A 24,830-nucleotide genomic window follows, 5' to 3' on the forward strand; every position below is an offset into this window, starting at 1 on the left:
CGACGGAGACCAGACATGACGAAACTCTCTCTGCTTATCCTGCCCGGCGACGGGATCGGACCCGAGATCATGGCCGAAACCCGCAAGGTCATCGATTGGTTTGCCGAGAACCGCGGCATCACCTTCGACATCTTCGAAGACGTGATCGGCGGCGCGGCCTATGACAAGTATGGCACCCCCTGTGACGACGCCACCATGGCCAAGGCGCAAGAGGTTGACGCGGTGCTGCTGGGCGCTGTCGGTGGGCCGACATACGATGTGCTCGATTTCGCGGTGAAACCCGAACGCGGGCTACTGCGCCTGCGCAAGGAGATGGACCTTTACGCCAACCTGCGCCCTGCGCAGTGCTTCGACGCGCTCAAGGATTTCTCGTCGCTGAAACCCGATCTGATCGGCGGTCTGGACATCATGATCGTGCGCGAGCTGACCTCAGGCGTCTATTTTGGCGAACCGCGCGGCATTACTGGCGAGGGTGATGACCGTGTGGGCATCAACACGCAGCGCTACACCACCGAAGAGGTGCGCCGCGTCGCCCGCTCGGCATTCGAGCTGGCGCGACGGCGGGGCAACCGGGTGGTTTCGGTCGAAAAAGCCAATGTGATGGAATCCGGCATCCTGTGGCGCGAAGAGGCCCAGCATATCCGCGACACCGAATACCCCGACGTCGAGCTGAGCCATATGTATGCCGACAATTGCTGCATGCAGCTGGTGCGCGCGCCCAAACAGTTTGATGTTATCCTGACCGACAACCTCTTTGGCGATCTGCTGTCGGACTGCGCGGCGATGCTGACCGGATCACTGGGCATGCTGCCCTCGGCCAGCCTTGGCGCTCCGAGGGAAAATGGTCGTCCCAAAGCCATGTACGAACCCGTACACGGCTCGGCCCCCGACATTGCCGGTCAAGGCAAGGCCAACCCGATCGCCTGTATCCTGAGCTTCGCCATGGCGCTGCGCTATAGCTTTGACCAGGGCACGGCGGCAGACGTGTTGGAACGCGCCGTGGAAGACGTTCTGGCGCAAGGTGTGCGCACCGGCGATCTGCTGCAATCTGACGGACAAAAGCCGGTATCCACTTCGGAAATGGGCGACGCGATCGTTGCCGCGCTCAATGCGGCAAACTGAAAAGGGATGGCATGATGAACGGTATCAGAACCGCTCCGAACGAAGGTCGAAACCTGCTGGCGTCTCGACTGCGGGCCTTATTCGAGCAAAACGATCTTCTTGTTGCCCCCTGTTGCTACGACGCGCTCTCGGCCCGCCTGATCGAACAGGCGGGGTTTGAGATGACGTTCATGTCCGGATTCTCGGCTTCGGCGTCGCGTATCGGCCAACCTGATCTGGGCCTGATGAGCTATGGCGAGGTTGTCGATCAGACCCGCAATATCGCGGAGGCGACATCTCTGCCCTTCGTCGCCGACGGGGACACCGGCTATGGCAACGCGATGAACGTGATCCGAACGGTCAAAGGGCTGGCCCGCGCAGGCGCGGCGGCGGTGATGATCGAAGATCAAGTCGCCCCCAAACGCTGCGGCCATACCACTGGCAAAGAGGTCGTCGAGCGCGACATCGCATTTGACCGGATCAAAGCGGCCGTTGACGCGCGCGCAGAAGAAGACGTGATGCTTCTTGCCCGCACGGATGCGCGCACGGGTCATGGCTTGTCCGAGGCCATCACACGGGCGCAGACGTTCTATGAACTGGGGGCCGATATCATCTTTATCGAAGCCCCCGAAAGCGTCGCGGAGATGCAGCAGATAGGCGCAGAAGTTCCGGGCCTATTGATGACAAATATGCTCGAAGGAGGCGCGACCCCGATCCTGCCACAAGCAGAGCTGCGTGACATGGGTTTCAACCTGGCCGCCTATCCTCTGACGCTATTGGCGGCGGTGATGAACCAGATGATCCAGACGTTGGGCGAACTTCGCGAGGATCGCGTGGATCAGGAAAGCCTGATGTCCTTCAAGGACGTTCGCGCACGCATCGGGTTTGACGACTACTATGAAACCTCGGCAAAGTACCGGTCCTGAACATGGCTGGTCCCGTCAATAAGGATGCCACCTCCCCACCGGTAGAACAAAATATCGGACTTGGTATCCTTTTGATGGTGCTTGCCGCCGGACTTTCGACCGGACTTTCGGCCTCGGCCAAATGGCTGTTGACAGAAATCGCGATGCCGCTTTTTCAGGTGGTCGCGCTGCGCTACGCAGTGCATTTCACAATGGCGGTCGTGTTGTTCGTGCCGCGCCATGGCCCTGGTGTCTTTCGCTCGAATGCGCCGGGCCAACTGCTTCTCAGGTCCATGTTTCTGGTGATGGCAACCATACTGAACTTTCTCGCGCTGAAGTTCCTGCCCCTGACATTGACCACGACAATCATGTTTGCCGGACCGATCGTGATCAACGTTTTGGCCGTCCCGATGCTGGGCGAACGGATCGGGGGCCACCGGATTGTGGCGGTGATTGCCGGGTTCATCGGGGTGCTGGTTGTCGTTCAGCCCGGTAGCGCCGCGTTTCAACCAGCAGCCCTGTTTTCCGTTGGCGCGGTCATAGCCGCTTCGCTGTATTACATCATGACACGGAAACTGGCTGGGGTGGACAGCAATGCATCGATCCAGCTGTGGTCATCAGGGCTTGCGACATTGTGTTTCCTCCCTTTCAGCATCCCCGTCTGGATCTGGCCTGACGCTACGGTTGGTTATCTGGTTGTGGTGTCCATGGGCCTCTTCGGTGCGCTCAGCCACATAGCCAGCACCGCCGCGCATCGGGTCGCAGAAGCATCCATTCTCGCGCCCTTTAGCTATGCCCAGATTATCACCGCAACGGTGGTGGGCGTCACGGTATTCGGGGAACAGCTCGACATGGTCACCTACGTCGGCTGCGGCGTGATCGTGATGTCAGGGATCTATATCTGGTGGCGCGAACGCAAATGAACGACCACACACAGCAGCCACTAACAGGGCAACATCACCCCAAATCTAGGACAAGGAGATGAACGTCGTGAAAGGCAAGACAGCCATCGTAACCGGATCCACATCCGGAATTGGTTTGGGCCTCGCGACGGGTTTCGCAGAGGCAGGGGCAAACGTCGTACAATGGGTTCGGTGACCCTAACGAGATTGAACAAATCCCCGCCGACCTTGACGCACGCTCCGAGGGACAAATCGCCTATGACGGCGCGGACATGACAATGCCCGACGAAATCGAACGTCTGGTGTCCAATGCGGCCGACAGCTTTGGTTGTGTTGATGTGGTGTTCAACAATGCCGGTATTCAACTTGTGTCCCCGGTCGAAGACTTCCCAAGTGATCGCTGGGATATGATCATCGACATCAACATGAATTCGGCCTTCCACACCAGCCGGGCTGCGATCCCCGTCATGAAGGACAGTGGTTGGGGTCGGATCATCAACATCGCGTCAGCGCATGGGCTTGTCGCCTCGCCCTTCAAATCGGCCTATGTCACCGCCAAGCATGGTTTGGTCGGCATGACCAAAACCATTGCACTTGAAGTGGCAGAGGATGGGATCACCAGCAATGCCATCTGCCCCGGCTATGTCTTGACGCCGCTGGTTGAGAAACAGATCCCAGACACGGCCAAGGCCCGTGGCATGACGGAAGACGAAGTTAAACGCGATGTCTTGCTGGCTGCGCAATGGACCAAGAAATTCGTGACGGTTGAACAATTGGCAGGTGTGGCGCTGTTTCTGTGCTCGGATGCGGCAGAAAACATCACCGGTGTTGCGCTCCCGGTAGATGGCGGTTGGACCGCAGCTTGAGGATAGGCGGATGAAAAACAAGGTCGTTTCTGCAAAAGATGCTGCGGCGTTGATCAAGGATGGCGATACGCTGACCACATCGGGATTTGTTGGGAACGGCATTCCTGACGAACTTCTGGCCGCGGTGGAGCAACGGTTTCTCGAAACCGGCCATCCGCGCGATCTGTCACTGTTCTTTGCCGCCGGACAAGGAGGTGGCAAGGACCGGGGCCTGAACAGATTGGGGCATGACGAGTTGATATCTTCGGTGGTAGGCGGGCATTGGGGATTGATCCCCAAAGTAGCCAGGCTGGCCACCACAGGCAAAATCAAGGGTTGGAACCTTCCACAGGGCTTTGTTGCACAAATCGTGACGGGGATTCACTGTATGAATCCAGCGTGATAGCTGGGATGCATGAGCAGTTGGGCCCCTACGAAGTATAAGACCACGAATTGGTCGTCTTACAATGACGCGCTGAAGCAGCGTGGATCGTTTGCGATCTGGTTTGATCCCGAGATGGTTTGGACACCGCCACCGACCGGCAGGCGCGGTCGTCAATGCAAGTTCAGCGATGCCGCGATCCAGACCTGTCTGACCATGAAAGTCCTTTTCGGTATGCCACTGAGGCAGACGGCTGGGTTCGTTGAGAGTCTGTTGCGGTTGGTCGGACTGGATTGGTCCGTGCCCGATTTCAGTACGCTGTGCCGCCGCCAGAAGACACTGAACGTGAGCTTGCCGTATCGCGGTGGGACTGGCCCACTGAACCTTCTGATCGATAGCACAGGCATCAAGGCCGAGGGCGAAGGTGAATGGAACGCCCGCAAGCATGGCGGCCCCAAGCGACGTATTTGGCGCAAGATACATATCGGGATTGATGAGGAAACGCTGGAGGTTCGCGCGGTAGAGGTCACCACCAGCAACATCGGTGATGCGCCCATGTTGCCTGAACTGCTCAACCAAATCCCACCAGATCAGGACCTTGGGTCAGTGACCGCCGATGGTGCCTACGACACGCGCAGATGCCATGACGTGATTGCAGCACGGGGGGCTCATGCAGTCATTCCGCCGCGCAAGAACGCCAAACCGTGGAAACCCACAAGCGCCGGAGCCATCGCAAGAAACGAAGCGGTCAATGCCTCACGATACCTAGGGCGCGCGCTGTGGCGACGATGGAGCGGATACCACCGCCGAAGCCGCGTTGAAACCAAGATGCACTGTGTGAAGCTGCTCGGCCAATCGCTGATGGCCTGGGACTTCGACCGGCAGGTAGCGGAAATCCAAGTCCGCATCGCGGTCCTAAACCGCTACACCGCTCTCGGCATACCCGTCACAGAGCCCGTAGGGTAAATTCGTCCAGGGAAAGGGGAAATGCGCTCAGACCCCGATTTGTGCAACAAAGCCCCGATACATACCCGGACCAGCGTTCTATCAACACACGCCGCTTGCCCAGTAAATCGGATCGCGCATAGGCACGCTCAACATTTGACCCCACTGTATGCGCCAAACTCATTTCCGCCACTTCACGCGGCGCGTTAGCCACCTCAGAGGCCCAGTCGCGGAAAGTAGACCGGAACCCGTGGACGGTGGCATCTTCGACGTCCATACGGCGCAACAGCATGAGCATCGCCATATTGGAAAGGGGCTTATGCCTTTTCTGACCCTCAAACGCAAAATCAGATTCCATCGCCTTTAATGGCTCGATGATCTCTAGCATTTCATCAGTCAGCGGCACGCGGTGGTCATCGCCGGTTTTCATTCGCGCCGCTGGGCAGGTCCAAAGCCGTGCTTCAAAATCCAGTTCGGTCCAGCGCATCCCAAGCACCTCACCAGTGCGTGATCCAGTCAGGCAGGTGAACATCAGGGCCTTTGCGGCCATCGCGTCTCGTTCAGACAGATCAGCATAGAATGTCGGGATGTCTTGCCAACGCATAGCTTTATGGTGTTTCGATTTCTTGACGACCTTGGGCAAGACGCCTGCATCCTTGATCGCTGTTACAGGGTTTTCACCGGATCGAAGGCCTTTTGATTTTGCTACATCCAGCACAATCTTGAGCCGTTGTGCCAGCCGCCGTGCCGTTTCGTGTTTTTCGGTCCAGATAGGCGAGAGGCACATGAGAATTTCGGGCTGGTCAATGCTATCGACGGGCATTCGCCCGATCTTAGGGAAGGCATAATCGCGCAGCGTGTTGATCCATTGCTGCCCATGTTTGGCATTCTTCCAGGTGGGCATGCGGTCAATATGCACTTGTTGCGCAATTTCTTCGAAGGTCGGGATTTCGCGCTGGGCGTTAAAGCGTGGGTTTAGCCCCTGTTTCGCCATCCGCCGATATTCCAAGGCGCGATCACGGGCTTGGGGCAGCGAGATGATATCTGCGCCGCCTAGTCCAAAATCCGTTCGCAGGGGCGCGCCCTTTTTGTTTTTCTGTCCTTTAACGACAACTCGAACAATCCAGCGGCGCGCACCGGAAGGATCAACCACCAGATAAAGTCCATTGCCGTCGCCATGCCGACCCGGTCCGAGGTTCTCGACCAGCTTCTTAGTCAGCTTCCCAGTGAGCGCCGCCATGCAATATACCACATTTTATACCACTCAAGGAAAGCATATGAGGTAGATCGAAATAAATCCAACAAAAAGAAAGTAGCGCACAAGTGGCGGATAAGAAACGAAAAAGGCCGCCCAAGGCGACCTGTTCAATGCCAACAAAAAGGTATGGTGGCGGAGACGAAGGGATTCGAACCCTCGAGACCCTTCCGGGCCTACTCCCTTAGCAGGGGAGCGCCTTCGACCACTCGGCCACGTCTCCGCTGACCCGTATATGTCTGGGGATCGGGGGTGACAAGGCCCAAAAAGGAAGGCTGAAGAATTTTTTTGTCAGATCTTTGGTTGGGTAATGCGGCGCCGGCTGTGGAGCTGATGACGGTGCTATGGTGACGGCCCGCAGCGATACGGGCCGGCGTGTTTTTCGTTAGGCTGCAGCGGTTTTCAGGATCGAGCTTTGGCTCGGGCCTGTTGGTCTCAGCTGGGCAAGACGGCCTCTACGGCGCGTTTGGTTGCGGCGACCACGGTATCGGCCTCGCTGCGGCTGAGGCAGAAGGGAGGGGCGAAGCCCAGGATGTCGCCCTGTGGCATGGCACGGGCGATGACGCTGTCCTGCGCCAGCAAAGTGGCAGAGATCTGCGGGCCGATCTTGTCAGCGGCATCAAAGAAGCTGCGGCTGTCGCGATCCTGTACAAATTCCACCGCGCAGAGCATGCCTTCGCCACGGATATCGCCAACATGGGGGTGATCGCCCAGGGCGTCGCGCATGCTTTGCTGCAGATAGGCACCGGTTGAGCCGGCATTTTCGATCAGGTTCAGCTCATCAATCAGCTTGAGGTTGGCAACCCCGGCCGCCGCGCCGATGGGGTGGGCGGAATAGGTCCAGCCATGGCCGATGGGGCCGTTTTCATCGGTGCCTTGCTCCAGCACTTTCCAGACCTTGTCAGAGACGATGGAGCCGGACAGAGGCGCATAGGCTGAGGTCAGGCCCTTGGCGATGGTGATGATGTCGGCCTCCAGCCCATAGTGATCAGAGCCAAACATGGTGCCCAGACGGCCAAATCCGGTAACAACCTCATCGGCAACCAGCAGGATGTCGTGCTTTTTCAGAACTGCCTGAATTGCGGACCAATAGCCTGCAGGGGGCGGAACAATGCCACCGGTGCCCAGCACCGGCTCACCAATAAAGGCGGCGATGGTGTCAGCGCCCTCGCGCTCGATCATGGCTTCCAGTTCAGCGACGCAATGGGCCACGAATTGTTCTTCGCTTTGGTTCTGATCTTCGCGGCGGAAGTAATAGGGGGCTTCGGTGTGCAGCACCTGGGCCAGCGGCAGGTCGAACTTCTTGTGAAACAACTCAAGTCCGGTGAGCGAGCCGGTAACCAGCCCGGAGCCGTGATAGCCGCGCCAGCGCGAGGTGATCTTTTTCTTTTCGGGACGGCCCAAAATGTTGTTGTAGTACCAGATCAGTTTGACATTGGTTTCATTGGCGTCCGAGCCGCCGAGGCCAAAATAGACCTTGGACATATTAGCCGGTGCCCGGTCCAGGATCATCTTGGACAGGGTGATGGAGGCCTCGGTACCATGACCCACATAGGAGTGGTAATAGGCCAGCTCCTTGGCCTGGGCGGCAATGGCTTCGGCAATTTCCGGGCGGCCATAGCCGACATTGACACAGTAAAGCCCGGCAAAGGCATCCAGCAGCTGGTTGCCGTCGCGGTCTTCGATGTGGACGCCGCTGGCGGTTTTGATCACGCGCGAGGGGCTTTCACCACGGGCATGCTGAGCCAGGTGGGTGGAGGGGTGAAAGAAGTTATCGCGGTCCCAGCTGTCTAGTTGATCGTTCTTCAGCATTATTTTTTCCCGTAGCTGTCGCGTAGAATTTACGCATTTGTGTACAACGGCAAATGAATCACTTGCCTTTATGGTGAAACTTGGCAGTAATCCGGGAGAAACTCCATGATGTTTTTGCTGTTGTACACATCACAACTTCTTATACCTCAGAAAGGATACCGTATTGGCTCCAGGAAATGCCCCGTTCAGCCGCGCTGAATACGACCGCCGTATCGCCAAGACCCGTGCGGCCATGCACCAGGCAGGGATCGAGCTGCTGTTTGTGACTGATCCGTCAAATCAGGCCTGGCTGACCGGCTACGATGGTTGGTCATTTTATGTGCATCAGGGGGTGCTCTTGGGGCTGGAAGGGGAGCCGGTCTGGTGGGGGCGGCATATGGACAGCATCGGGGCAGGGCGCACCTGCTGGATGTCCGCCGAGCATATCCACGGCTACGCCGACCACTATGTGCAATCGACCGAGCGCCATCCGATGCAGGATTTGGCTGACCGTATTCGCGCTCTTGGTTTTGAGGGGGCGCGCATTGGTGTCGAGATGGAGAATTATTACTACTCCGCCAAGGCCCATGCTGTGCTGGTGGCCGAGCTGCCGCAAGCGCAGATCTTGGATGCCACGGCCCTGGTCAATTGGCAGCGGCTGGTGAAATCCGGGGATGAGATTGCCTTTGTGCGCAATGCCGCCCGGATCACCGAAAAGGTCATGCAGGTCGCGATTGAGCGGGCTGAACCGGGCCTGCGCAAAAACGATCTGGTGGCGGATATCTATCATGCCGGGATCACCGGGGTGGATGATCTTTGGGGGGATTACCCGGCCATTGTACCGCTGACCCCTTCGGGTCTGGACGCAACAGCGGCGCATCTCACCTGGAATGGGGTGCCGATGCGCGAGGGGGAGGCCACCTTCTTTGAGCTTTCCGGGTGCTACCGCCGCTATCATGCGCCGCTGTGCCGGACTGTCTATCTGGGCACGCCACCGGAAGAAGTGCTGCGGGCCGAGGCGGCGCAGCTAGAGGGCATCGAGGCCGGGTTGCAGGCGGCGCGGGCGGGCAATCGCACCTGTGACATCGCCAATGCCTTTATTGATGTCCTTAAAAGCCATGGCATCGACCGCAATGGCCGCTGCGGCTACCCCATCGGGCTCAGCTACCCACCAGATTGGGGCGAACGCAGTGCCTCGATCCGTAGCGAGGACACGACTGTACTGGAACCGGGCATGGTCTTTCACTTTATGCCCGCCCTGTGGATGGACACCTGGGGGCTGGAGACCACAGAGACCATTTTGATCACCGAAGATGGTGCGGCAGAGACGCTGTGTGATGTTGAGCGCAAGCTCTTCGTCAAGGGGTGAGGCCGGTGGAGTTGCGGGATCGCACCTGCGAGATCCTGGGGGATCTGATCGCCTTTCCCACCCTGTCCAGCGACAGCAACCAGGCGCTGATTGCCTATGCGGCGGGGCTGCTGGAGGACTGCGGCGCCAAGGTTGACCTGACGTCTTCCCCCTGTGGGACCAAGGCCAATCTTTTTGCCACTTTGGGGCCAGAGGTGGACGGTGGCATTTTGCTGTCGGGGCATAGTGATGTGGTGCCGGTGACGGATCAGGACTGGAGCTCGGACCCCTTTGTGATGGCGGAGCGGGATGGGCGGCTTTATGGGCGTGGCGCTTGCGATATGAAGGGCTTTATCGCGGCGACACTGGCCATGGCGCCGACCTATGCAGCGCAGGTTGGCGCGCGGCCGCTGCATTTTGCCTTTACCTATGACGAAGAGGTCGGCTGCTTTGGCGCCCAGCACCTGGCGGCAGATCTGCAAACGCGCGGGCTGACGCCGGGTGTGGCCATCATCGGTGAGCCTACAGAAATGCGGGTGATCGAGGGTCACAAGGGCTGCTATGAATACAGCACTCATTTTCACGGACTCGAAGGCCATGGCTCGGCCCCCGATCTGGGCGTCAATGCGGTGGAATATGCGGTGCGCTATGTGGCGGAGCTGTTGCAGCTGAAACAGCGCCTGCGCGGCATGGCCCCGGCGGGGAGCCGGTTTGATCCGCCCTGGACCACGGTAAATTTGGGGGCGCTGCAGGGCGGCGTCGCCCATAATGTCATCGCCTCAAAGGCGCAGGTGGATTGGGAAATGCGCCCGGTGACGGCCAGCGATGCGGATTTTGTAAAAACCGCCCTGCGCCAGCTGTGCGAAAATGAACTGTTGCCGGAAATGCGTCGGACCCATCCTGAAGCGGATATCACCCTGGAAACCATCGGTGAGGTCGCCGGGCTGCTCCCTATGGAGCAGAACGAGGCCCGCCGCATTATGGCAGAGCTGACAGGCGCCAATGGGGCTGACCTGGTTGCCTTTGGCACCGAAGCGGGTATTTTCCAGGCCCTCGGCATGGATGTGGTGGTCTGTGGTCCGGGATCGATCAGTCAGGCGCATAAGGCGGATGAGTATCTGGCCCTGGATCAATTGGACCAATGCCTGACGGTGTTGCAGCGACTGAAGGAGCATCTATAGGTGAGCGATAAGACGTCACCACAAGGGGCTTTGTCACCCCAAGAGGCTTTGGAGGATGCGGGGCTTTCGGTGCGGGATCGTCATGCCTTGATGCATCACGAGATCCGTCAGCGGATTTGCCTGCTGGATTACCTGCCGGGAACGCGCCTCTCTGAGGTGTCCCTGGCAGAGGAGTTCGGCACCAGCCGCACGCCGATCCGTCGGGTGCTGGCCCGGCTTGAGGACGAGGGGTTGGTACAGTCCGTTCATGGCGTTGGCACCGTTGTCACCGATGCGGACCTGACCGAGCTTGAACAGGCCTATCGCCTGCGGGTCGAGCTGATTGCCCTGACCGCGCGGCTGGATCCGGTTCTGCCGGATGCGGGTTTTATCGCTGCGTTTGATCAGCTGGTGCAGCGCGGCGCGGATATCGTCGCCAATGGAACCGCCCGGGCCTTTACCCAGTTTGACATAGATGTGTTTCAGGTGTTGCTGCAGCTGACCGCCAACCAACCCCTGCGCCAGACCCTTGAACGGTACTATTTTCAGACCAAGCGGCTATGGCTGCGGGCGGCCAGCGAGGCCCATTTGGATCTGGAAGAAGAGTTCCGCATCTTTCAGCACGAATTGGAGGCCATTCAGCTGGCCCTGCGTGCCGGAGATGTTGAAGCCGTGGCGCATATCCAGCGCGCGCATATCTCGATGAGCCTGAAACGGCTTCAGCTCAAGAGCCGCTAAGGTATCCTTGCAAGATCAGTCCCGCCAGCCGCGTCTCTGCTAGGGAAACGGCCAGGCACCAATCACCGCTTCGTGCAGCGGCAACAGCGCGGCCCAGCACAACAGCCCCAGCAGGCAACGTGGTGCCAAAGCACTGGCGTTTTGGCGCAACCAGTGGCGGCGCACCAATGGCCTGAGTGACAGCCAGGAGGTCTGGGCAAAAAATGCCTCTGCCTCCACCCCCATCAGGCGCGCCGATTTTCTGTCAAATCCCCACATGGCCACCAGCGGGAAGCTGGCAAATGTGCCAAACAGAATAACATGGGCCAGTTCGCCATTGACCACCAGATGCGCGCTGGCCCAGATCAACAGAGCCAGTAATAGCGGATGGCGGCTCACAGCGGCAATTCCGGGATTTGTGGCGTCAAATTCCGCCTCCTGTTTAGAGCCCAGTGTATTGGGGCTGCGCAGTCCCAAGCCGCAAAAAATCAGTATAAAGACCAGCGGCATTGCCAGATTGGGGATCCAACGCATCCAGGGGTAATGTGGCCAAATCGCCACCCGCGGAGCCTCGCCAACGGCGACGATCACCCAGGCAAACAAGAGCAGCGACACTGCGCCATAGAGCGAGAAATAGATCGATCGCCCCAGCTTGGTGATCAATCGGTCGCGCAGGCCACCAATGCGCGGGATGATGTGGCTGCTCAGAAAGGCAGTGAGGGAAAGCGCAAAGTTCAGCCAGTCGGCCATTTTAGTCAAACTCCCTGTAGGTGCGGGGGCAGCATTCTGTGCCGCTAGATGGTGATAGATCATAGCTGGGATCTAGAAAACACCCGCCCAGGCACCAAAACGCCTAATTCGGTGAATCATTTCGGCTGATTCTACGGCTGCTCTGCCCCTTCACCTGCTGGGAATCGGTGCGGTTGGTGCCAGGGTTTGCGCTGTGATGAGAGCTGCCGCCTTGGGCCCGGTGGCCCCTGCGCAGATCGCCGGGCGGGGGAGAGCTTAGAATTTGTGCGCTTGGGACTGGCGATTTTAGCGCGCATCGCGGGCGATATTCTATCGCTGGACGGGTAGGGCGAAGCCTGTTGGCCCTGACCCTCTTAGGGGAGGCTCACGTGCCCCGGTGTCACGGTGGATTTGTCTTGGTAGCGGCACAAAATCCAGGCGCAGCGCTGGCCAGACGCAACGATGCAAACAGCTTCAATCCCTTAACAGAAAACAATAATAGCACAGGAAAGCGGCGGGAGAGCCCCTCTCCTGGCAGTCATGGTGCTCTGTGCGGCCTGCCATTATCATGGCGACAGGTTTTGCTGGCTGTGTGATTAAATGGGCGTGTTCCAAGCTGCCTAGGTCAGACCTGGTAAAGGTGTAGACGCAAGGGCACCGGGCGTTCCAAAAGGGGGCGCTTTTACGGGCGGTGCTTTAGGGTTCAATATTTTAACCTTGAAACAATCAGCACTTGCTGCTTACAGTTTTAGACAGCTCCTGCCCAACATCGTCATAGGGCTGCCCGGTTTTCGTCAGTCTTCAGCGCTGGGGGCACCGGGATGGGCAAGAATAACTGGCGCCCCTCACCTGATGTGGGGATAGTAACGTCATGGCACCTGCGACCAACGCGGGGCAAGCACACTGAAGTACTATGGGAGAATGTGACTAATGAAAATTCTGAAATCACTGGCGATGGCAACGGCTGTGTCGACCCTTGCGCTCTCGGCGCAGGCCGATACCAAAATTGGCATGATCACAACCCTGTCGGGCGGCGGCGCTGGGCTGGGCGTTGACGTGCGCGATGGCTTTATGCTCGCCATCGAGGCCGCAGGGCGCGACGATGTTGAGGTGGTGATCGAGGACGATCAGCGCAAACCCGAAAGCGCCGTGCAGATTGCCGATCGCATGATCCAGTCCGAAAAGGTTGATATCATGACCGGTATCATCTGGTCGAACCTGGCCATGGCGGTGGTGCCTGCGGCAACCGCGCAGGACGTGTTTTACCTTTCTCCCAATGCCGGTCCTTCGGCGCTGGCGGGGAAACGCTGCCACAAGAACTATTTCAACGTCGCCTGGCAGAACGACAACCTGCACGAAGCGGCGGGTGCCTATGCCAATGATGCGGGCCTGACAAACAGCTTTGTTCTGGCGCCGAACTATCCGGCGGGCAAGGATGCGCTGACCGGTTACAAACGCATGTATGGCGGGGAGCTGGCCGGTGAAATCTACACCAAACTGGGCCAGACGGATTATGCAGCTGAGATTGCACAGATCCGGGCTTCTGGTGCGGACTCGGTCTATTTCTTCCTGCCCGGTGGCATGGGGATTTCCTTCCTCAAACAATATGCCGACAGCGGTGTGGATCTGCCGGTTGTGGGCCCGGCCTTCAGCTTTGATCAGGGTATCCTGCAGGCCGTGGGCGCCGCCGCGCTGGGCATCAAGAACACATCGCAGTGGAACAAAGACATCGACAATGCGGCCAATGCGGCCTTTGTTGCTGACTTCCAGGCGAAATATGGTCGTCTGCCATCGCTCTATGCCAGCCAGGGGTTTGACACAGCCAACCTGATCCTCAGCGCACTGGACAAGGCCGATGTCAAAGACCAGGACGCCTTCCGCGCGGCGCTGGAAGCGGCTGAGTTTGACTCGGTGCGTGGTGACTTCAAATTTGGCAACAACCACCACCCGGTGCAAAACATCTACGTGCGTGAAGTGATCCAGGAAGGTGATGTCTTCACCAACAAGATCATCGCCACCGGTCTGTCTGATCACGCGGACGCCTATGCGTCTGAGTGCAACATGTAAACGACCTTGAAAGGTGGGGCCGCGCGCTGTCGTGGCCCCAACCCAAGGAAAGAAATCCCCTCATGTCTCTTATTCTCATTCTTGAGCAGGTCCTGAACGGTTTACAGTTCGGGGTCATGCTCTTCCTGATGGCTGCTGGTCTGACCCTGGTCTTTGGCGTCATGGGGTTGATCAACCTCGCCCATGGTGCGCTGTATATGGTGGGAGCCTTTGCTGCCGCTGCCGTAGCGGGCTGGACCGGCTCCTTTGTGCTGGCGCTGATGGCCAGCCTTGCCGCCGCCGCCGCCGCTGGTGCGCTGGTGGAGGTCACTGTCATTCGCCGCCTGTATGATCGCGATCATCTGGATCAGGTGCTGGCAACCTTTGCGCTGATCCTGATCTTTTCCGAGGGCACCCGCTGGCTGTTTGGATCCTTCCCGCTGTTTCTGGATGTGCCGAGCTATCTGTCCGGCCCGGTGACGCTGCCGGGAGGCATTCAGTATCCGCTTTACCGTCTGGCGATTATCGTCATTGGTCTGGTGGTCGGCGCTGGCTTGTTCTGGCTGATTGCGCGGACGCGCATCGGCGTGCAGATCCGCGCTGGCGAGGCGGATCGCGAGATGATCGCAGCCCTGGGCGTTGACATCTCCAAACTATACACGCTGGTTTTTGCGCTCGGCGCTGCCCTGGCTGGTCTGGCGGGCGCGTTGGTTGGGGCAATCCAGTCGGTCCAGGTCGGCATGGGAGAGCCGGTGCTGATCCTGGCCTTTGTGGTCATTGTCATCGGCGGCATTGGCTCGATCAAGGGGGCGCTGGTTGGTGCACTTTTGGTGGGGCTGACGGATACCCTGGGCGGCGTGTTCCTGCCACGGCTGTTTGCGTTGTTGATGGAGCCAGCCGCCGCTGCATCCTTGGGGGCCTCCTTGGCTTCGATGTTGATCTATATCCTGATGGCGGCTGTGCTTTTGGTGCGCCCGTCCGGCCTATTTGGGGGGAGCGCATAAGATGGGGCGCGAGAGACTATTTAATGCGGTGATTTTGCTGGCCCTGCTGGCGGTGCCGCTGATGGCCTGGCAAATGGATGAACCCTTTGTCATCACCCTGGCAACCAAAGTCGCCATTCTGGCGCTGGCCGGCGTCGGGTTGAACATCGCCCTGGGGCTGGGCGGCCTGGTCAGCCTGGGCCATGCGGCGTTTTTTGGTATCGGCGGCTATGCCATGGGCATTCTGGCCTCACATGCGCAGAATTACGAGCCGCTGTTCAACTGGCCCTTTGTGTTTGAGGGCAGCAATCAGATGCCGCTGATCTGGCTGGTGGCGGTGCTGGCCAGCGCCACCGCGGCGCTGGTGATCGGCGCACTGTCCCTGCGCACCTCGGGGGTCTATTTCATCATGATTACCTTGGCCTTTGGTCAGATGCTGTATTATTTTGCCATCAGCTGGTCTGCCTATGGCGGCGAGGATGGCCTGTCTATCTGGGTCCGCAACGAAATGCCGGGGCTGAATACACTTGTCCCGATCCAGTTCTTTTCCGTCGCCTTTGGGCTCCTTTGTCTGACGCTTTGGATCTCGTCGCGTCTGGCGCAATCCGCATTTGGTCTGGCGCTTTCTGCCGCCCGTCAATCAGAGGACCGGGTGCAGACCGTTGGTTTGGCGCCTTTCAAGCTGCGGCTCATGGCCTTTGTGATCTCTGGTGCGATCACCGGCCTTGCGGGGGCGCTGTTTGCCGATCTCAATCGGTTTGTCAGCCCAACGATGCTGAGCTGGCACACCAGCGGCGAAATCATGATCTTTGTCATTCTTGGCGGGGTGGGGCGGCTTTACGGACCCGTTGTGGGCGCGGCGGTCTATATCCTGTTGGAGCATCTTCTGGGGGGGATCAGTGAATACTGGCAAATTTTCCTCGGTTTGTTGCTGCTGGGCATGGTGCTGTTTGCGCGCGGCGGTTTGATTGGTGCCCTGTTGGGCCGGGAGGTGGCGCATGACTGATCTGGTTCTGCAGGTCCACAACCTGTGCAAAAGCTTTGGCGCGCTGAAAGCCAGCAATGATGTCTCACTGGATCTGCGCCCAGGAGAAATCCACGCCCTGATCGGTCCCAACGGCGCAGGGAAATCCACCCTGATCAAACAGATCTCGGGCGGGTTGCAACCGGATACCGGCCGCATTGAGGTGCTGGGGCAGGATGTCACCGCGCTGGATACTGTGGCACGGGCGCGGATGGGCCTGGGGCGGACCTTTCAGATTTCCTCCTTGGCGATGGAATTCTCGGTGCTGCAAAATGCGGTTCTTGGCGCGCTTGGGGCGCGCCGCGCCCGCGGTGGTCGGTTGGGCCTGTTTCGCAATGTGATGAAAGACGCTGATTTGCTCGCCACCGCGCAGGAGGCCCTGTCGCGGGTCGGGTTGGAGCAGGCGGCGCAGCAGCGCACCGCCGATCTGTCCCATGGCCAGCGTCGCCAGTTGGAGGTGGCAGTGGCCCTGACTCTAAAACCACGTTTGTTCCTGATGGATGAACCGATGGCAGGACTTGGCGCCAGCGGGTCAAAAGATCTCACCACCTTTCTGGACAGCCTGCGCCAGGAGGCTCCGATCCTGCTGGTAGAGCACGACATGGACGCGGTCTTTGCCCTGGCTGACCGGATCTCGGTTCTGGTCTATGGCAGCGTGATCGCCACCGGGACCGCCGATGAGATCCGCAATAACCCAGAGGTGCGCCGCGCCTATCTGGGGGAGGAGGAATTGACATGAGCCTGTTGCAAGTTCAGGGGCTGACGGCCTCTTATGGTCCGTCGCAGGCCTTGTTTGGCGTCGATCTGTCGATTGATGAGGGCCAGGTTCTGGCGCTGATGGGGCGCAATGGCATGGGCAAGAGCACCACGATCAAGGTGATTTGTGGCATGCTGGCGGCCACATCCGGGGAACTGCAGTTTGCTGGGACCGATCTGCGTCAGATGAAATCCCATCGCATTGCCCGGCTGGGGGTTGGCCTGGTGCCAGAGGGCCGTCGCTGCTTTGCGCCCCTGACGGTCGAGGAAAACCTGAGTGCTGCGGCGCGTCCGGGGGACTGGGATTTTGACCGGGTGGCAGGTCTGTTTCCCCGTCTGGCAGAGCGGCGCGATCAAAAGGCCGCCTCGCTGTCGGGAGGCGAGCAGCAGATGCTGGCCATCGGGCGTGCCCTGATGACCAACCCGCGCCTGTTGATCCTGGATGAGGCCACCGAGGGCCTGGCCCCGGTGGTGCGGCAAGAGATCTGGGAAGCAATTGCACAGCTGAAATCGCAAACCGGGATGTCGATTCTGGTGGTGGACAAGACATTGAAGGAGCTGGCTCAGGTCGCGGATAAGGCCGTGATCCTGAATAAGGGCGAAACAGCTTGGTCCGGTGGCATGGGCGAGTTGACGCCCGAGCTGACGGATCGCTTTCTCGGCGTCTGAAACTTTCGCAGACGGATCACAACGGCCGTGGGGCATAGGTCCCCACGGCCGATATTTTTTGTGCAGGCCTAAGGCGCGCTGTTTTTGGGGTGAAACAGCCCCCATCGCAGCGGGCTACCTTGTGCCAGTTTCCACAGAACCAGCGCGGTGAGACAGCCGAGCATCACCTCGGCTATGGGACCAGCATACCAGACGCCGATCTCACCAAACTGCAGCGGCAGTAGAAACGTCAGTGGGATGGCAAAGGCATAGGTCTTGCTGAGCCCCAGAATGGCGGCCTTGGTAGCGGAGCCGATGGCCTGAAAATAGCTGGCCAGCATCATCAGGGGCCCCATCAGGAAGAACACACAGGTCATCACCGGCAGGATGCGGGTCACCTCTGCGATGACGGCCTGGTCTTCGACAAAGGCGCTGGCGATCTCGGCAGGGAGGGCCATCACCATCACCTGGACCAGGGTGCAATAGACAAAGGCGGCGACCAGCGCGATCTGCAGGCTGGCATCGGAGCGCTGCCACAGCTCTGCGCCGTAGTTGTTGCCGGTGATGGTTTGCATCGCAAAGGACAGGCCCAACAGAGGCAGGAACGCAAAGGTGATGACGCGGGTGATGATGCCGTAGGCCGATACCGTGTCGGGATAGTTGGCGCCGCCAAACCACTGCAGCGCGGTGATGATCGCTGCAGACCCCAGCGCGAGACCCAGAAAGTTGAGACTTTGCGGCGCCCCCAGGGCCAGAATTCGGGACCAATAGCGCAGCATGGAACTGCGCAGCAGCACCGCCGGGCGCAGCTCGGTCGGGCCGATGAGGCGGAAACACAGGATAATGGCAAAGGCAAGCGCCTGCGCCGCTGCCGTGCCATAGGCCGACCCGGCCACGCCCATATCCAGCAGGGCAATCAGCACATAGTTAAAGCCGATATTGGCGATTGAGACCAGCAGGCTCATCAGTGCCATAAAGCCAACCCGCCCCTCGTTGCGCAGGGCGTCCGAATTGACCGAGAGCACAAACAAAAGCGGCGCGAAGAACACGGTGATTTGCAGATAGATCACCCCCATCCGGGCCAGGTGTTCTGAGCCCCCGGCAATCAGCAGCGCCATGGGCTGGCCGAGAAAGAAGAACAGAGCAATTAGCCCCAGCCCCAGGCCAATGGCCAACCCATGGGCGCCTGCAAATATACCCTGCGCGCGGGGAAGGTCTTGCGCCCCAAAGGCCCGCGCCAGCAGGCTGGACATGCCGTTTGAAACCAGCGTCGAAAGCGCCACAATCAGCATATAGATCGGAAACATCAAGGTGACGGCGGCCAGCGCATCCGGTCCGACATAGATGCCCAGAAACAGCGCATCACTCACCGACAGCAGGCCGTTCATGCCCATCACCAGAATGATCGGCAGCGCAGTTTTAACATAGATGGCCCCCAATGGGCCATTGGTGAAGGTATTGGTGGGGGTGTCAGTCATATCCCATATCTCTCAAGTCAATCGCTTAGATGAAGATGGGACCCGCGTTGCCATCCGCGCGATTGGCGGAAAGAGATCGTCATTGGACGTCGTAGAACTTTACCAAGACAAAGCGTCAGCGGGAGGCAGGCGTCTACAGCCTGCCCTTTGGGTAGGCTGCATTTGTTTTGGCGTCAAGCCCCAGGGCGATGGCGACGCCGAACAGAGCCGGGAGGATTAGCCAGTGACAGTTTGGCAGCACCACGGGGGACCCGACCTTTGGTCTCCACCCCAACCGGGCAGGGCGTAGGCGCGCAGGCATGGGGCCAAACCTCTTACTCGAAGGCTTCCCGCATCTGCCGTTTGATCGCGTCGAATTTGCGGATGCTCGATTTGCGGTTCCCGTAGCTTGAGAACCGCATCTTTACATAGCAATTGTTGACCACGCCCATGGTTAGAAAGTCATTTGTTACCGGCGCCCCTTGGGGTTCAAAGAATATCTCATATTCGACTTGAATCACTGAGGGAAAGTCTCCTGTCTCCTTTATGTTGACCGGCTGCTTTTGTGCAATATGTGTTCCACCTCCCATCTCAGTAAAGGAAAGAAGGCGCTGCTTCATAGCGTCGGCTCCCGCTTGCGAGGCTTCTTTGAGTAAATGAACATTGCGGATTTTCCTGCGCCGCTGGTCATAGAAAAACAGGGTTGCCCAGCTCTTTCCGATTTCGCCAAATTGCAGCCCATAGCCTGCACCGCGGCTGTCCTTTTCATAATTATGACTATCGGTCAGGGGAATTCCGCCCAGATGCCGGGGGGCGGAAGAATACAGGGTTTGGCATTGTTTGAGATCCGCAAAAGCGGGCGCCGCCAAACAGAAATATGCGCACAGGCAAACAAACAGTTTTTTCATTTAATGGCTCGCTTGAAATTTTTTCCCTACACAATCAGGGATTGATTTTTGCGATTGGCTTGTAAAGTAAAAAGCTCTGAAGAGGCCAAGACCGAAGGGCGCGGTTTAAGCTGGGCTGACTACGCCATGACGCCGTCTGATCTTGTCGGGACGGCCGGGTAAAGACAGCTCTGCATCGCCACGGGGAGAGCGGGCGATTACCTTGCCCTTTGCCACCACGGCCAGACGGGCAGGGCGCAAACGGACGGCCTCGGTGGGATTGGCGGCGTCCAGCACCACCAAAGAGGCCTGCGCGCCAGGCTTGAGCCCGTAGTCCTGCGCGCCAACGATCTGGGCGTTGGTTTCGGTCACCATGGTGAAACAGCGTGCCATTTCATCCGGGTGGGTCATCTGCGCCACATGCAGCCCCATAAAGGCAACATCCAGCATGTCGCCGGTGCCCAGAGAGTACCAGGGGTCGCGCACGCAGTCCTGCCCCCAGCCAACCGGGATGCCAAGCGCCTGCATTTCCTTCACTCGTGTCAATCCACGCCGTTTGGGGTAGCTGTCATGGCGACCCTGCAACACGATGTTGATCAGCGGGTTGGGGATGGCCGAGATCCCGGCCTCGGCGATCAGTGGCAGCAGTTTGGAGACATAGTAATTGTCCATCGAATGCATCGAGGTCAGATGCGATCCGGCAACCCGTCCCTGCAGCCCCAGGCGCTGGGCCTCATAGGCGAGGGTCTCGATATGGCGCGAATGCGGATCGTCGCTCTCGTCGCAGTGCAAATCCACCATCAGGCCACGGTCTGCCGCGATCTCGCAGAGATCGCGCACCGAAGCGGCACCGTCGGCCATGGTGCGCTCAAAATGCGGAATGCCACCAACAACCTCGACACCCATATCCAGCGCCCGCAGCAGGTTCTCGCGCCCTGTCGGGCTGCGATACAGCCCATCCTGGGGGAAGGCGACAAGTTGCAGGTCGATGTAATCTTTGACCTTTTCGCGCACCTCCAGCATAGCGGTGACGGTGTTGAGGTGATCCGGCGTGGTGTCCACATGGCTGCGGATGGTCAACAGGCCGAGGCTGGCAGCCCAGTCACAATAGGTCAGGGCGCGGTCGACCATCTCGTCAACCGATGTCTGATCGCGCAGCTCTCCCCAAAGCGAGATGCCTTCCAGCAGGGTGCCAGAGGCATTCACCCGCGGCAGCCCGTAAGACAGTGTGGCATCCAGATGGAAATGTGGATCGACAAAGGGCGGCGCCACCAGATCGCCAGTCGCGTCGATCACCTCACGCGCCTGCGCCTCGATCTTTGGCTCGATTGCGGCGATGCGGGTGCCTGTGATGGCAATATCGCGCTGGGTGCCGTCGGGCAGGGTGCCACCCTTGATCAGCAGGTCAAACATCATCTCTCTCCCTTGTTGAACGGCACCATCAGCGCCGCTGGGATCTCGGCGCGGCGGGACATCACCACCAGGGCCAGAATGGATAGGAAATAGGGCAACATCAGAAAGACCTGATAGGGCACCACGGCACCAATGCCGGTCTGTTGCAGGCGGATTTGCAGGGCGTCAAAGGCGGCAAACAGAATGGCGCCCATTACCGCTTTGCCAGGTTTCCAGGCGCCAAAGACCACCAGCGCAATGCAGATCCAGCCGCGGCCATTCACCATGTCGAAAAAGAAGCTGTCAAAGGCCGAGAGCGTCAAAAACGCCCCCCCCACAGCCATGAAGCCAGAGCCAACAATCACCGCTCCCATGCGGATTGCAGTGACGGACAGGCCCTGTGCAGCCACCGCCGAGGGGTTCTCTCCGGCGGCTCGCACCGCCAGTCCCAGGGGGGTGCGGTACAGCACCAGCGCCGTCAGCGCCGCAAGGATAAATCCGGCATAGGTCAGCGGGGTTTGCGAAAACAGCGCAGGCCCCACCAGCGGCAGGTCTGACAGCAGCGGGATTTCATAGGGTTGAAAGGCGGTGATCTTGGGCGGCGAGGACACCTCGGGCAGCACCACACGGTAGGTGTAAAAGGTGAGCGAGGTGGCCATCAGTGTGAGGCCAATGCCCACCACATGTTGCGAGAGACCAAAGGGCACGCTGAGGATGGAATGCACCAATCCCAGCATCATGCCCGTAAGCATCGCCACTGCCACGCCGCCCCACAGCGGCAGCCCCGCCCAGACAGCAATCCAGCCGGCAAAGGCGCCGGCCACCATGATGCCCTCAATACCAAGGTTCAGCACCCCGGCGCGCTCACAGATCAGCTCGCCCAGGGTGGCAAAGATCAGCGGCGAGGCAATGCGGATGGCAGCGGCCCAGAAACTGGCGGAAAGCAGAATATCGAACAGATCCATATCAGTCCCTCCGCACACGGAATTTGGTCAGCAGGATTGCCAGCACCATGAACAACAGCGCTGAGGCCAGCATGATATCGGCAATATAGCTGGGTACGCCGACGGCGCGGCTCATACTGTCGGCGCCGACGAAAATGGCAGCGACAAACAGCGCCGCAACCACCACACCCAGGGGATGCAGCAGCGCCAACATGGCAACTACGATGCCCGTGTAGCCAAAGCCGGGCGACAGATCGAGCGTCAGCGCGCCCTTGAGCCCGGAGACCTCGGAGAAACCGGCAAGCCCGGCGAGGCCGCCAGACAGCAGTGCGGTTTTCAGGATGACGCGGGTGACGGGAATGCCGGCAAAGCCTGCGGCCTCGGCATTTTGGCCCACCGCGCGCATCTCGTAGCCCAGTGTGGTCCGGGTGTTGATCACCCAGACCAGCAAGGCGGCGGCCAGCGCCAGGGCAAAGCCCCAGTGCAGCCGCAAGCCGTCGACGATACGCGGCAGCCGGGCCTCTGATGTCAGGCGCGCGGATTTGGGCCAGCCCATGCCCATGGGATCCTTCAGCGGCCCCTCCAGCAGGTAGGAGACAAACAGCAGGAAGATGAAGTTGAACAACAGGGTTGTCACCACCTCATCGACACCCAGTCGGGTTTTCAGCAAGGCAGGCCCCAGCAACAACAAGGCGCCGGCCAGCATGGCGGACAGAGCGCAGAGCGGCAGCATCAGATAGCTGGGCAAACCCAGCGCGCCAGTGCCCAGGATCACGGTCAGCACCGCCCCGGCATAAAGCTGCGCCTCGGCACCGATGTTCCACAGTTTGGCGCGAAAGGCGACGGCAATGGCCAGCCCGGTAAAGATCAGCGGCGTGGCGCTGTTGAGCGTTTCCAGCAGGGCAAATTTGGAACCAAAGGCGCCGTTCAGGATCAGGCCAAAGACCGCAAAGGGATTACCCCCGGCAATCAGCGCCAACAGGGCCGCTACCAGAAATGTCGCAGCCATGGCCAGCGCGGGCGGCACAATGCGGCGCGCCGGGCTGGGGGAGGCAATAGGTTCAAGCCGCATCGGGGGCCTCCGCATCAAACCCATGGCCAGCCATCCAGGCGCCCAGCTCTTCGGGGCGCATGCTGCCACGGGCAAAGCTCGGGCTGAGCCGCCCTTCAGAAATTACATGGATCACGTCGGAAAGCTGCATGATTTCATCCAGATCCTCGGAGATGAGCAAAACAGCGGCGCCGCGGTCGCGGGCCTTGGCCAGTTCGCCATGTACATAGTTCACCGCGCCAATATCCAGGCCGCGAACAGGCTGGTTGGCCAGAATGATCTGGGGGGCTTCTTCCAGCACGCGTCCCAGGATCAGCTTTTGCATATTTCCGCCTGACAGCAGGCGAATGCGAATGTCCGGGCCTGGGCAGCGCACATCATAGGTTTTGATAAGATTCTTGGTAAAGGCGCGGGCGGCCGCCCAGTTCATCCAGCCCCGGCGGCTGAACCGGCTGGCATAGGTTTCCAGGATGGCGTTCTCGGTGAGGTCAAAATCGGCGATTGTGCCAGTTTTGTGCCGGTCTTCGGGAATGCGGGCAATGCCTTTGGCGATGGCGCTTCGGGGGGACCAGTTTTTCACCGGCTCCCCCGCCAGCTGCATCTCGCCCCGCGTTGGACTGATCAAGCCAGAGAGCAGATCAGACAGTGCTGCCTGCCCATTGCCGGAAACACCGGCAAGCCCGGTGATCTGCCCTGCCGCCAGGGTGAGGTTAAGCGATTTCAGCCCTGGTGCTGCGCCGTGATCCGGGGTGCAGACCTGGCGGAGCGCAAGCAAAGGCGCGCCGGGGGGCGCGGTTTCGATACTGGGGGCGGTGACCGCGGCCCCGACCATCAGCGCTGCCAGCTCTTCGCGACTGCTGGCAGCGGTGGCGCGTTCTGCCACCAACCTGCCATGGCGCAACACCACAACACGGTGTGAGATCGCCATGACCTCGTGCAGTTTGTGGCTGATGAAGATCACCGACAGGCCGGTAGAAATTGCCTCGCGCAGGGTGGCAAACAGCGCCTCGGCCTCTTGCGGGGTGAGCACGGCGGTGGGTTCATCCAGGATCAGGATTTTGGCATCCCGGTACAGCGCCTTGAGGATCTCGACCCGCTGGCGTTCGCCCACCGTCAGGCGACCCACCTTGGCCTCTGGGTCGACCTTGAGATGGAATTGCTGCGACAGGGCGCGAATGCGGGATTTTACCTGTCGGGGTTTCAGCGACAGCCCGGACAGATGATCAACGCCCAGAACGATATTTTCCCAGACCGTCAGATTGTCAGCCAGGGTGAAATGCTGATGCACCATGCCAACGCCGGCATCCAATGCCGCGCGCGGCGCACCTGGGGGCAGCGGCTGGCCGAACAGTTCAACCGATCCGGCATCAGCGGTATATTGGCCAAAGAGAATATTCATCAGCGTGGTCTTGCCCGCGCCGTTTTCGCCAAGCAAAGCAATGACTTCGCCGCGATGCAAATCAAAGCTCACCTCCTCATTGGCCGTGACCGGACCAAAGCGTTTGGTGATGCCTTGAAGGCGCAGGACAACCTGCGCCTCGTTTTCTGTGCTCATACGATCA

Annotated in this window: 22 protein-coding genes, 1 tRNA gene and 1 pseudogene; 14 read left to right on the forward strand and 10 right to left on the reverse strand. The window is 59.5% G+C overall.

The window, feature by feature from the left end; genetic code table 11:
* Positions 1-15: 15 nt before the first annotated feature.
* From leuB to N1037_05080, 6 genes and pseudogenes are all read left to right on the forward strand, one after another.
* Entirely contained in the window at positions 16-1,122 is a 1,107-nt protein-coding gene (leuB, locus tag N1037_05055; GenBank protein UWS80396.1) for a 3-isopropylmalate dehydrogenase, read from the forward strand.
* Positions 1,123-1,136: 14 nt separating this feature from the next.
* Complete coding sequence (locus N1037_05060) at positions 1,137-2,027, forward strand: isocitrate lyase/PEP mutase family protein (GenBank protein UWS80397.1); 891 nt, start codon at positions 1,137-1,139, stop codon at positions 2,025-2,027.
* Positions 2,028-2,029: 2 nt separating this feature from the next.
* On the forward strand, positions 2,030-2,929 hold the full coding sequence (locus tag N1037_05065; GenBank protein ID UWS80398.1) for a DMT family transporter: 900 nt from the start codon (positions 2,030-2,032) through the stop codon (positions 2,927-2,929).
* A gap of 58 nt (positions 2,930-2,987) precedes the next feature.
* Positions 2,988-3,774 (forward strand): annotated as a pseudogene (locus N1037_05070) (3-hydroxybutyrate dehydrogenase).
* A gap of 10 nt (positions 3,775-3,784) precedes the next feature.
* On the forward strand, positions 3,785-4,156 hold the full coding sequence (locus N1037_05075; GenBank protein ID UWS80399.1) for a hypothetical protein: 372 nt from the start codon (positions 3,785-3,787) through the stop codon (positions 4,154-4,156).
* A 12-nt stretch (positions 4,157-4,168) separates the two neighbouring features.
* Complete coding sequence (locus N1037_05080; protein UWS80400.1) at positions 4,169-5,101, forward strand: IS5 family transposase; 933 nt, start codon at positions 4,169-4,171, stop codon at positions 5,099-5,101.
* Here N1037_05080 and N1037_05085 read toward each other — a convergent pair.
* The 3 genes from N1037_05085 to N1037_05095 form a co-directional block, all read right to left on the reverse strand.
* Positions 5,082-6,320 (reverse strand): tyrosine-type recombinase/integrase, encoded by a 1,239-nt coding sequence (locus N1037_05085; GenBank protein ID UWS80401.1) that lies wholly within the window; start codon positions 6,318-6,320, stop codon positions 5,082-5,084. The two genes, N1037_05080 and N1037_05085, sit on opposite strands and share 20 nt — an antisense overlap.
* A gap of 148 nt (positions 6,321-6,468) precedes the next feature.
* Positions 6,469-6,558, reverse strand: a tRNA-Ser gene (locus N1037_05090).
* Between the two features lie 212 nt (positions 6,559-6,770).
* Positions 6,771-8,147, reverse strand: coding sequence for an aspartate aminotransferase family protein (locus tag N1037_05095; protein UWS80402.1), 1,377 nt, complete (start codon positions 8,145-8,147; stop codon positions 6,771-6,773).
* A gap of 163 nt (positions 8,148-8,310) precedes the next feature.
* Between N1037_05095 and N1037_05100 the strand changes: the two genes are divergently transcribed.
* Genes N1037_05100 through N1037_05110 form a run of 3 tightly spaced genes read left to right on the forward strand, consistent with a single transcriptional unit; the run spans position 8,311 to position 11,372 of the window.
* Entirely contained in the window at positions 8,311-9,495 is a 1,185-nt protein-coding gene (locus N1037_05100; protein ID UWS80403.1) for a M24 family metallopeptidase, read from the forward strand.
* Between the two features lie 11 nt (positions 9,496-9,506).
* Positions 9,507-10,655: an acetylornithine deacetylase gene (argE, locus tag N1037_05105; GenBank protein UWS81311.1), complete on the forward strand. Its 1,149-nt coding sequence runs from the start codon at positions 9,507-9,509 to the stop codon at positions 10,653-10,655.
* Entirely contained in the window at positions 10,656-11,372 is a 717-nt protein-coding gene (locus N1037_05110) for a GntR family transcriptional regulator (protein ID UWS80404.1), read from the forward strand.
* 39 nt (positions 11,373-11,411) lie between these two features.
* Here the strand turns inward: N1037_05110 and N1037_05115 are convergent, their stop codons facing one another.
* On the reverse strand, positions 11,412-12,101 hold the full coding sequence (locus N1037_05115) for an NnrU family protein (protein ID UWS80405.1): 690 nt from the start codon (positions 12,099-12,101) through the stop codon (positions 11,412-11,414).
* A 909-nt stretch (positions 12,102-13,010) separates the two neighbouring features.
* Here N1037_05115 and N1037_05120 point away from each other — a divergent pair.
* From N1037_05120 to N1037_05140, 5 genes are all read left to right on the forward strand, one after another.
* Positions 13,011-14,147 carry an ABC transporter substrate-binding protein gene (locus tag N1037_05120; protein UWS80406.1) on the forward strand — a complete coding sequence of 379 codons (1,137 nt, stop codon included), beginning with the start codon at positions 13,011-13,013 and terminating at the stop codon, positions 14,145-14,147.
* A gap of 62 nt (positions 14,148-14,209) precedes the next feature.
* The gene (locus N1037_05125) at positions 14,210-15,130 is read left to right on the forward strand and encodes a branched-chain amino acid ABC transporter permease (GenBank protein ID UWS80407.1); all 921 of its coding nucleotides are present in this window, start codon (positions 14,210-14,212) and stop codon (positions 15,128-15,130) included.
* A 1-nt stretch (position 15,131) separates the two neighbouring features.
* Positions 15,132-16,115, forward strand: a complete 984-nt coding sequence (locus tag N1037_05130; GenBank protein UWS80408.1) for a branched-chain amino acid ABC transporter permease — start codon at positions 15,132-15,134, stop codon at positions 16,113-16,115.
* Entirely contained in the window at positions 16,108-16,872 is a 765-nt protein-coding gene (locus tag N1037_05135; protein UWS80409.1) for an ABC transporter ATP-binding protein, read from the forward strand. The genes N1037_05130 and N1037_05135 overlap by 8 nt, the downstream gene beginning before the upstream one ends.
* Positions 16,869-17,558, forward strand: coding sequence for an ABC transporter ATP-binding protein (locus tag N1037_05140; protein UWS80410.1), 690 nt, complete (start codon positions 16,869-16,871; stop codon positions 17,556-17,558). Before N1037_05135 ends, N1037_05140 begins: the two co-directional genes overlap by 4 nt.
* 68 nt (positions 17,559-17,626) lie before the next feature.
* Here the strand turns inward: N1037_05140 and N1037_05145 are convergent, their stop codons facing one another.
* The 6 genes from N1037_05145 to N1037_05170 all read right to left on the reverse strand — a co-directional run bounded on the left by N1037_05145 (position 17,627) and on the right by N1037_05170 (position 24,823).
* The gene (locus N1037_05145; GenBank protein UWS80411.1) at positions 17,627-19,015 is read right to left on the reverse strand and encodes an MATE family efflux transporter; all 1,389 of its coding nucleotides are present in this window, start codon (positions 19,013-19,015) and stop codon (positions 17,627-17,629) included.
* A 314-nt stretch (positions 19,016-19,329) separates the two neighbouring features.
* The gene (locus tag N1037_05150; protein UWS80412.1) at positions 19,330-19,902 is read right to left on the reverse strand and encodes a hypothetical protein; all 573 of its coding nucleotides are present in this window, start codon (positions 19,900-19,902) and stop codon (positions 19,330-19,332) included.
* A 105-nt stretch (positions 19,903-20,007) separates the two neighbouring features.
* On the reverse strand, positions 20,008-21,294 hold the full coding sequence (locus tag N1037_05155; protein ID UWS80413.1) for an amidohydrolase family protein: 1,287 nt from the start codon (positions 21,292-21,294) through the stop codon (positions 20,008-20,010).
* On the reverse strand, positions 21,294-22,238 hold the full coding sequence (locus N1037_05160; GenBank protein UWS80414.1) for an ABC transporter permease: 945 nt from the start codon (positions 22,236-22,238) through the stop codon (positions 21,294-21,296). The genes N1037_05155 and N1037_05160 overlap by 1 nt, the downstream gene beginning before the upstream one ends.
* 1 nt (position 22,239) lies before the next feature.
* Complete coding sequence (locus N1037_05165) at positions 22,240-23,289, reverse strand: ABC transporter permease (GenBank protein UWS80415.1); 1,050 nt, start codon at positions 23,287-23,289, stop codon at positions 22,240-22,242.
* Positions 23,279-24,823, reverse strand: coding sequence for an ABC transporter ATP-binding protein (locus N1037_05170; protein UWS80416.1), 1,545 nt, complete (start codon positions 24,821-24,823; stop codon positions 23,279-23,281). The genes N1037_05165 and N1037_05170 overlap by 11 nt, the downstream gene beginning before the upstream one ends.
* Between the last annotated feature and the right edge of the window lie 7 nt (positions 24,824-24,830).

Source organism: Phaeobacter sp. G2, from assembly GCA_025163595.1.
Taxonomy (GTDB): Bacteria; Pseudomonadota; Alphaproteobacteria; order Rhodobacterales; family Rhodobacteraceae; genus Pseudophaeobacter.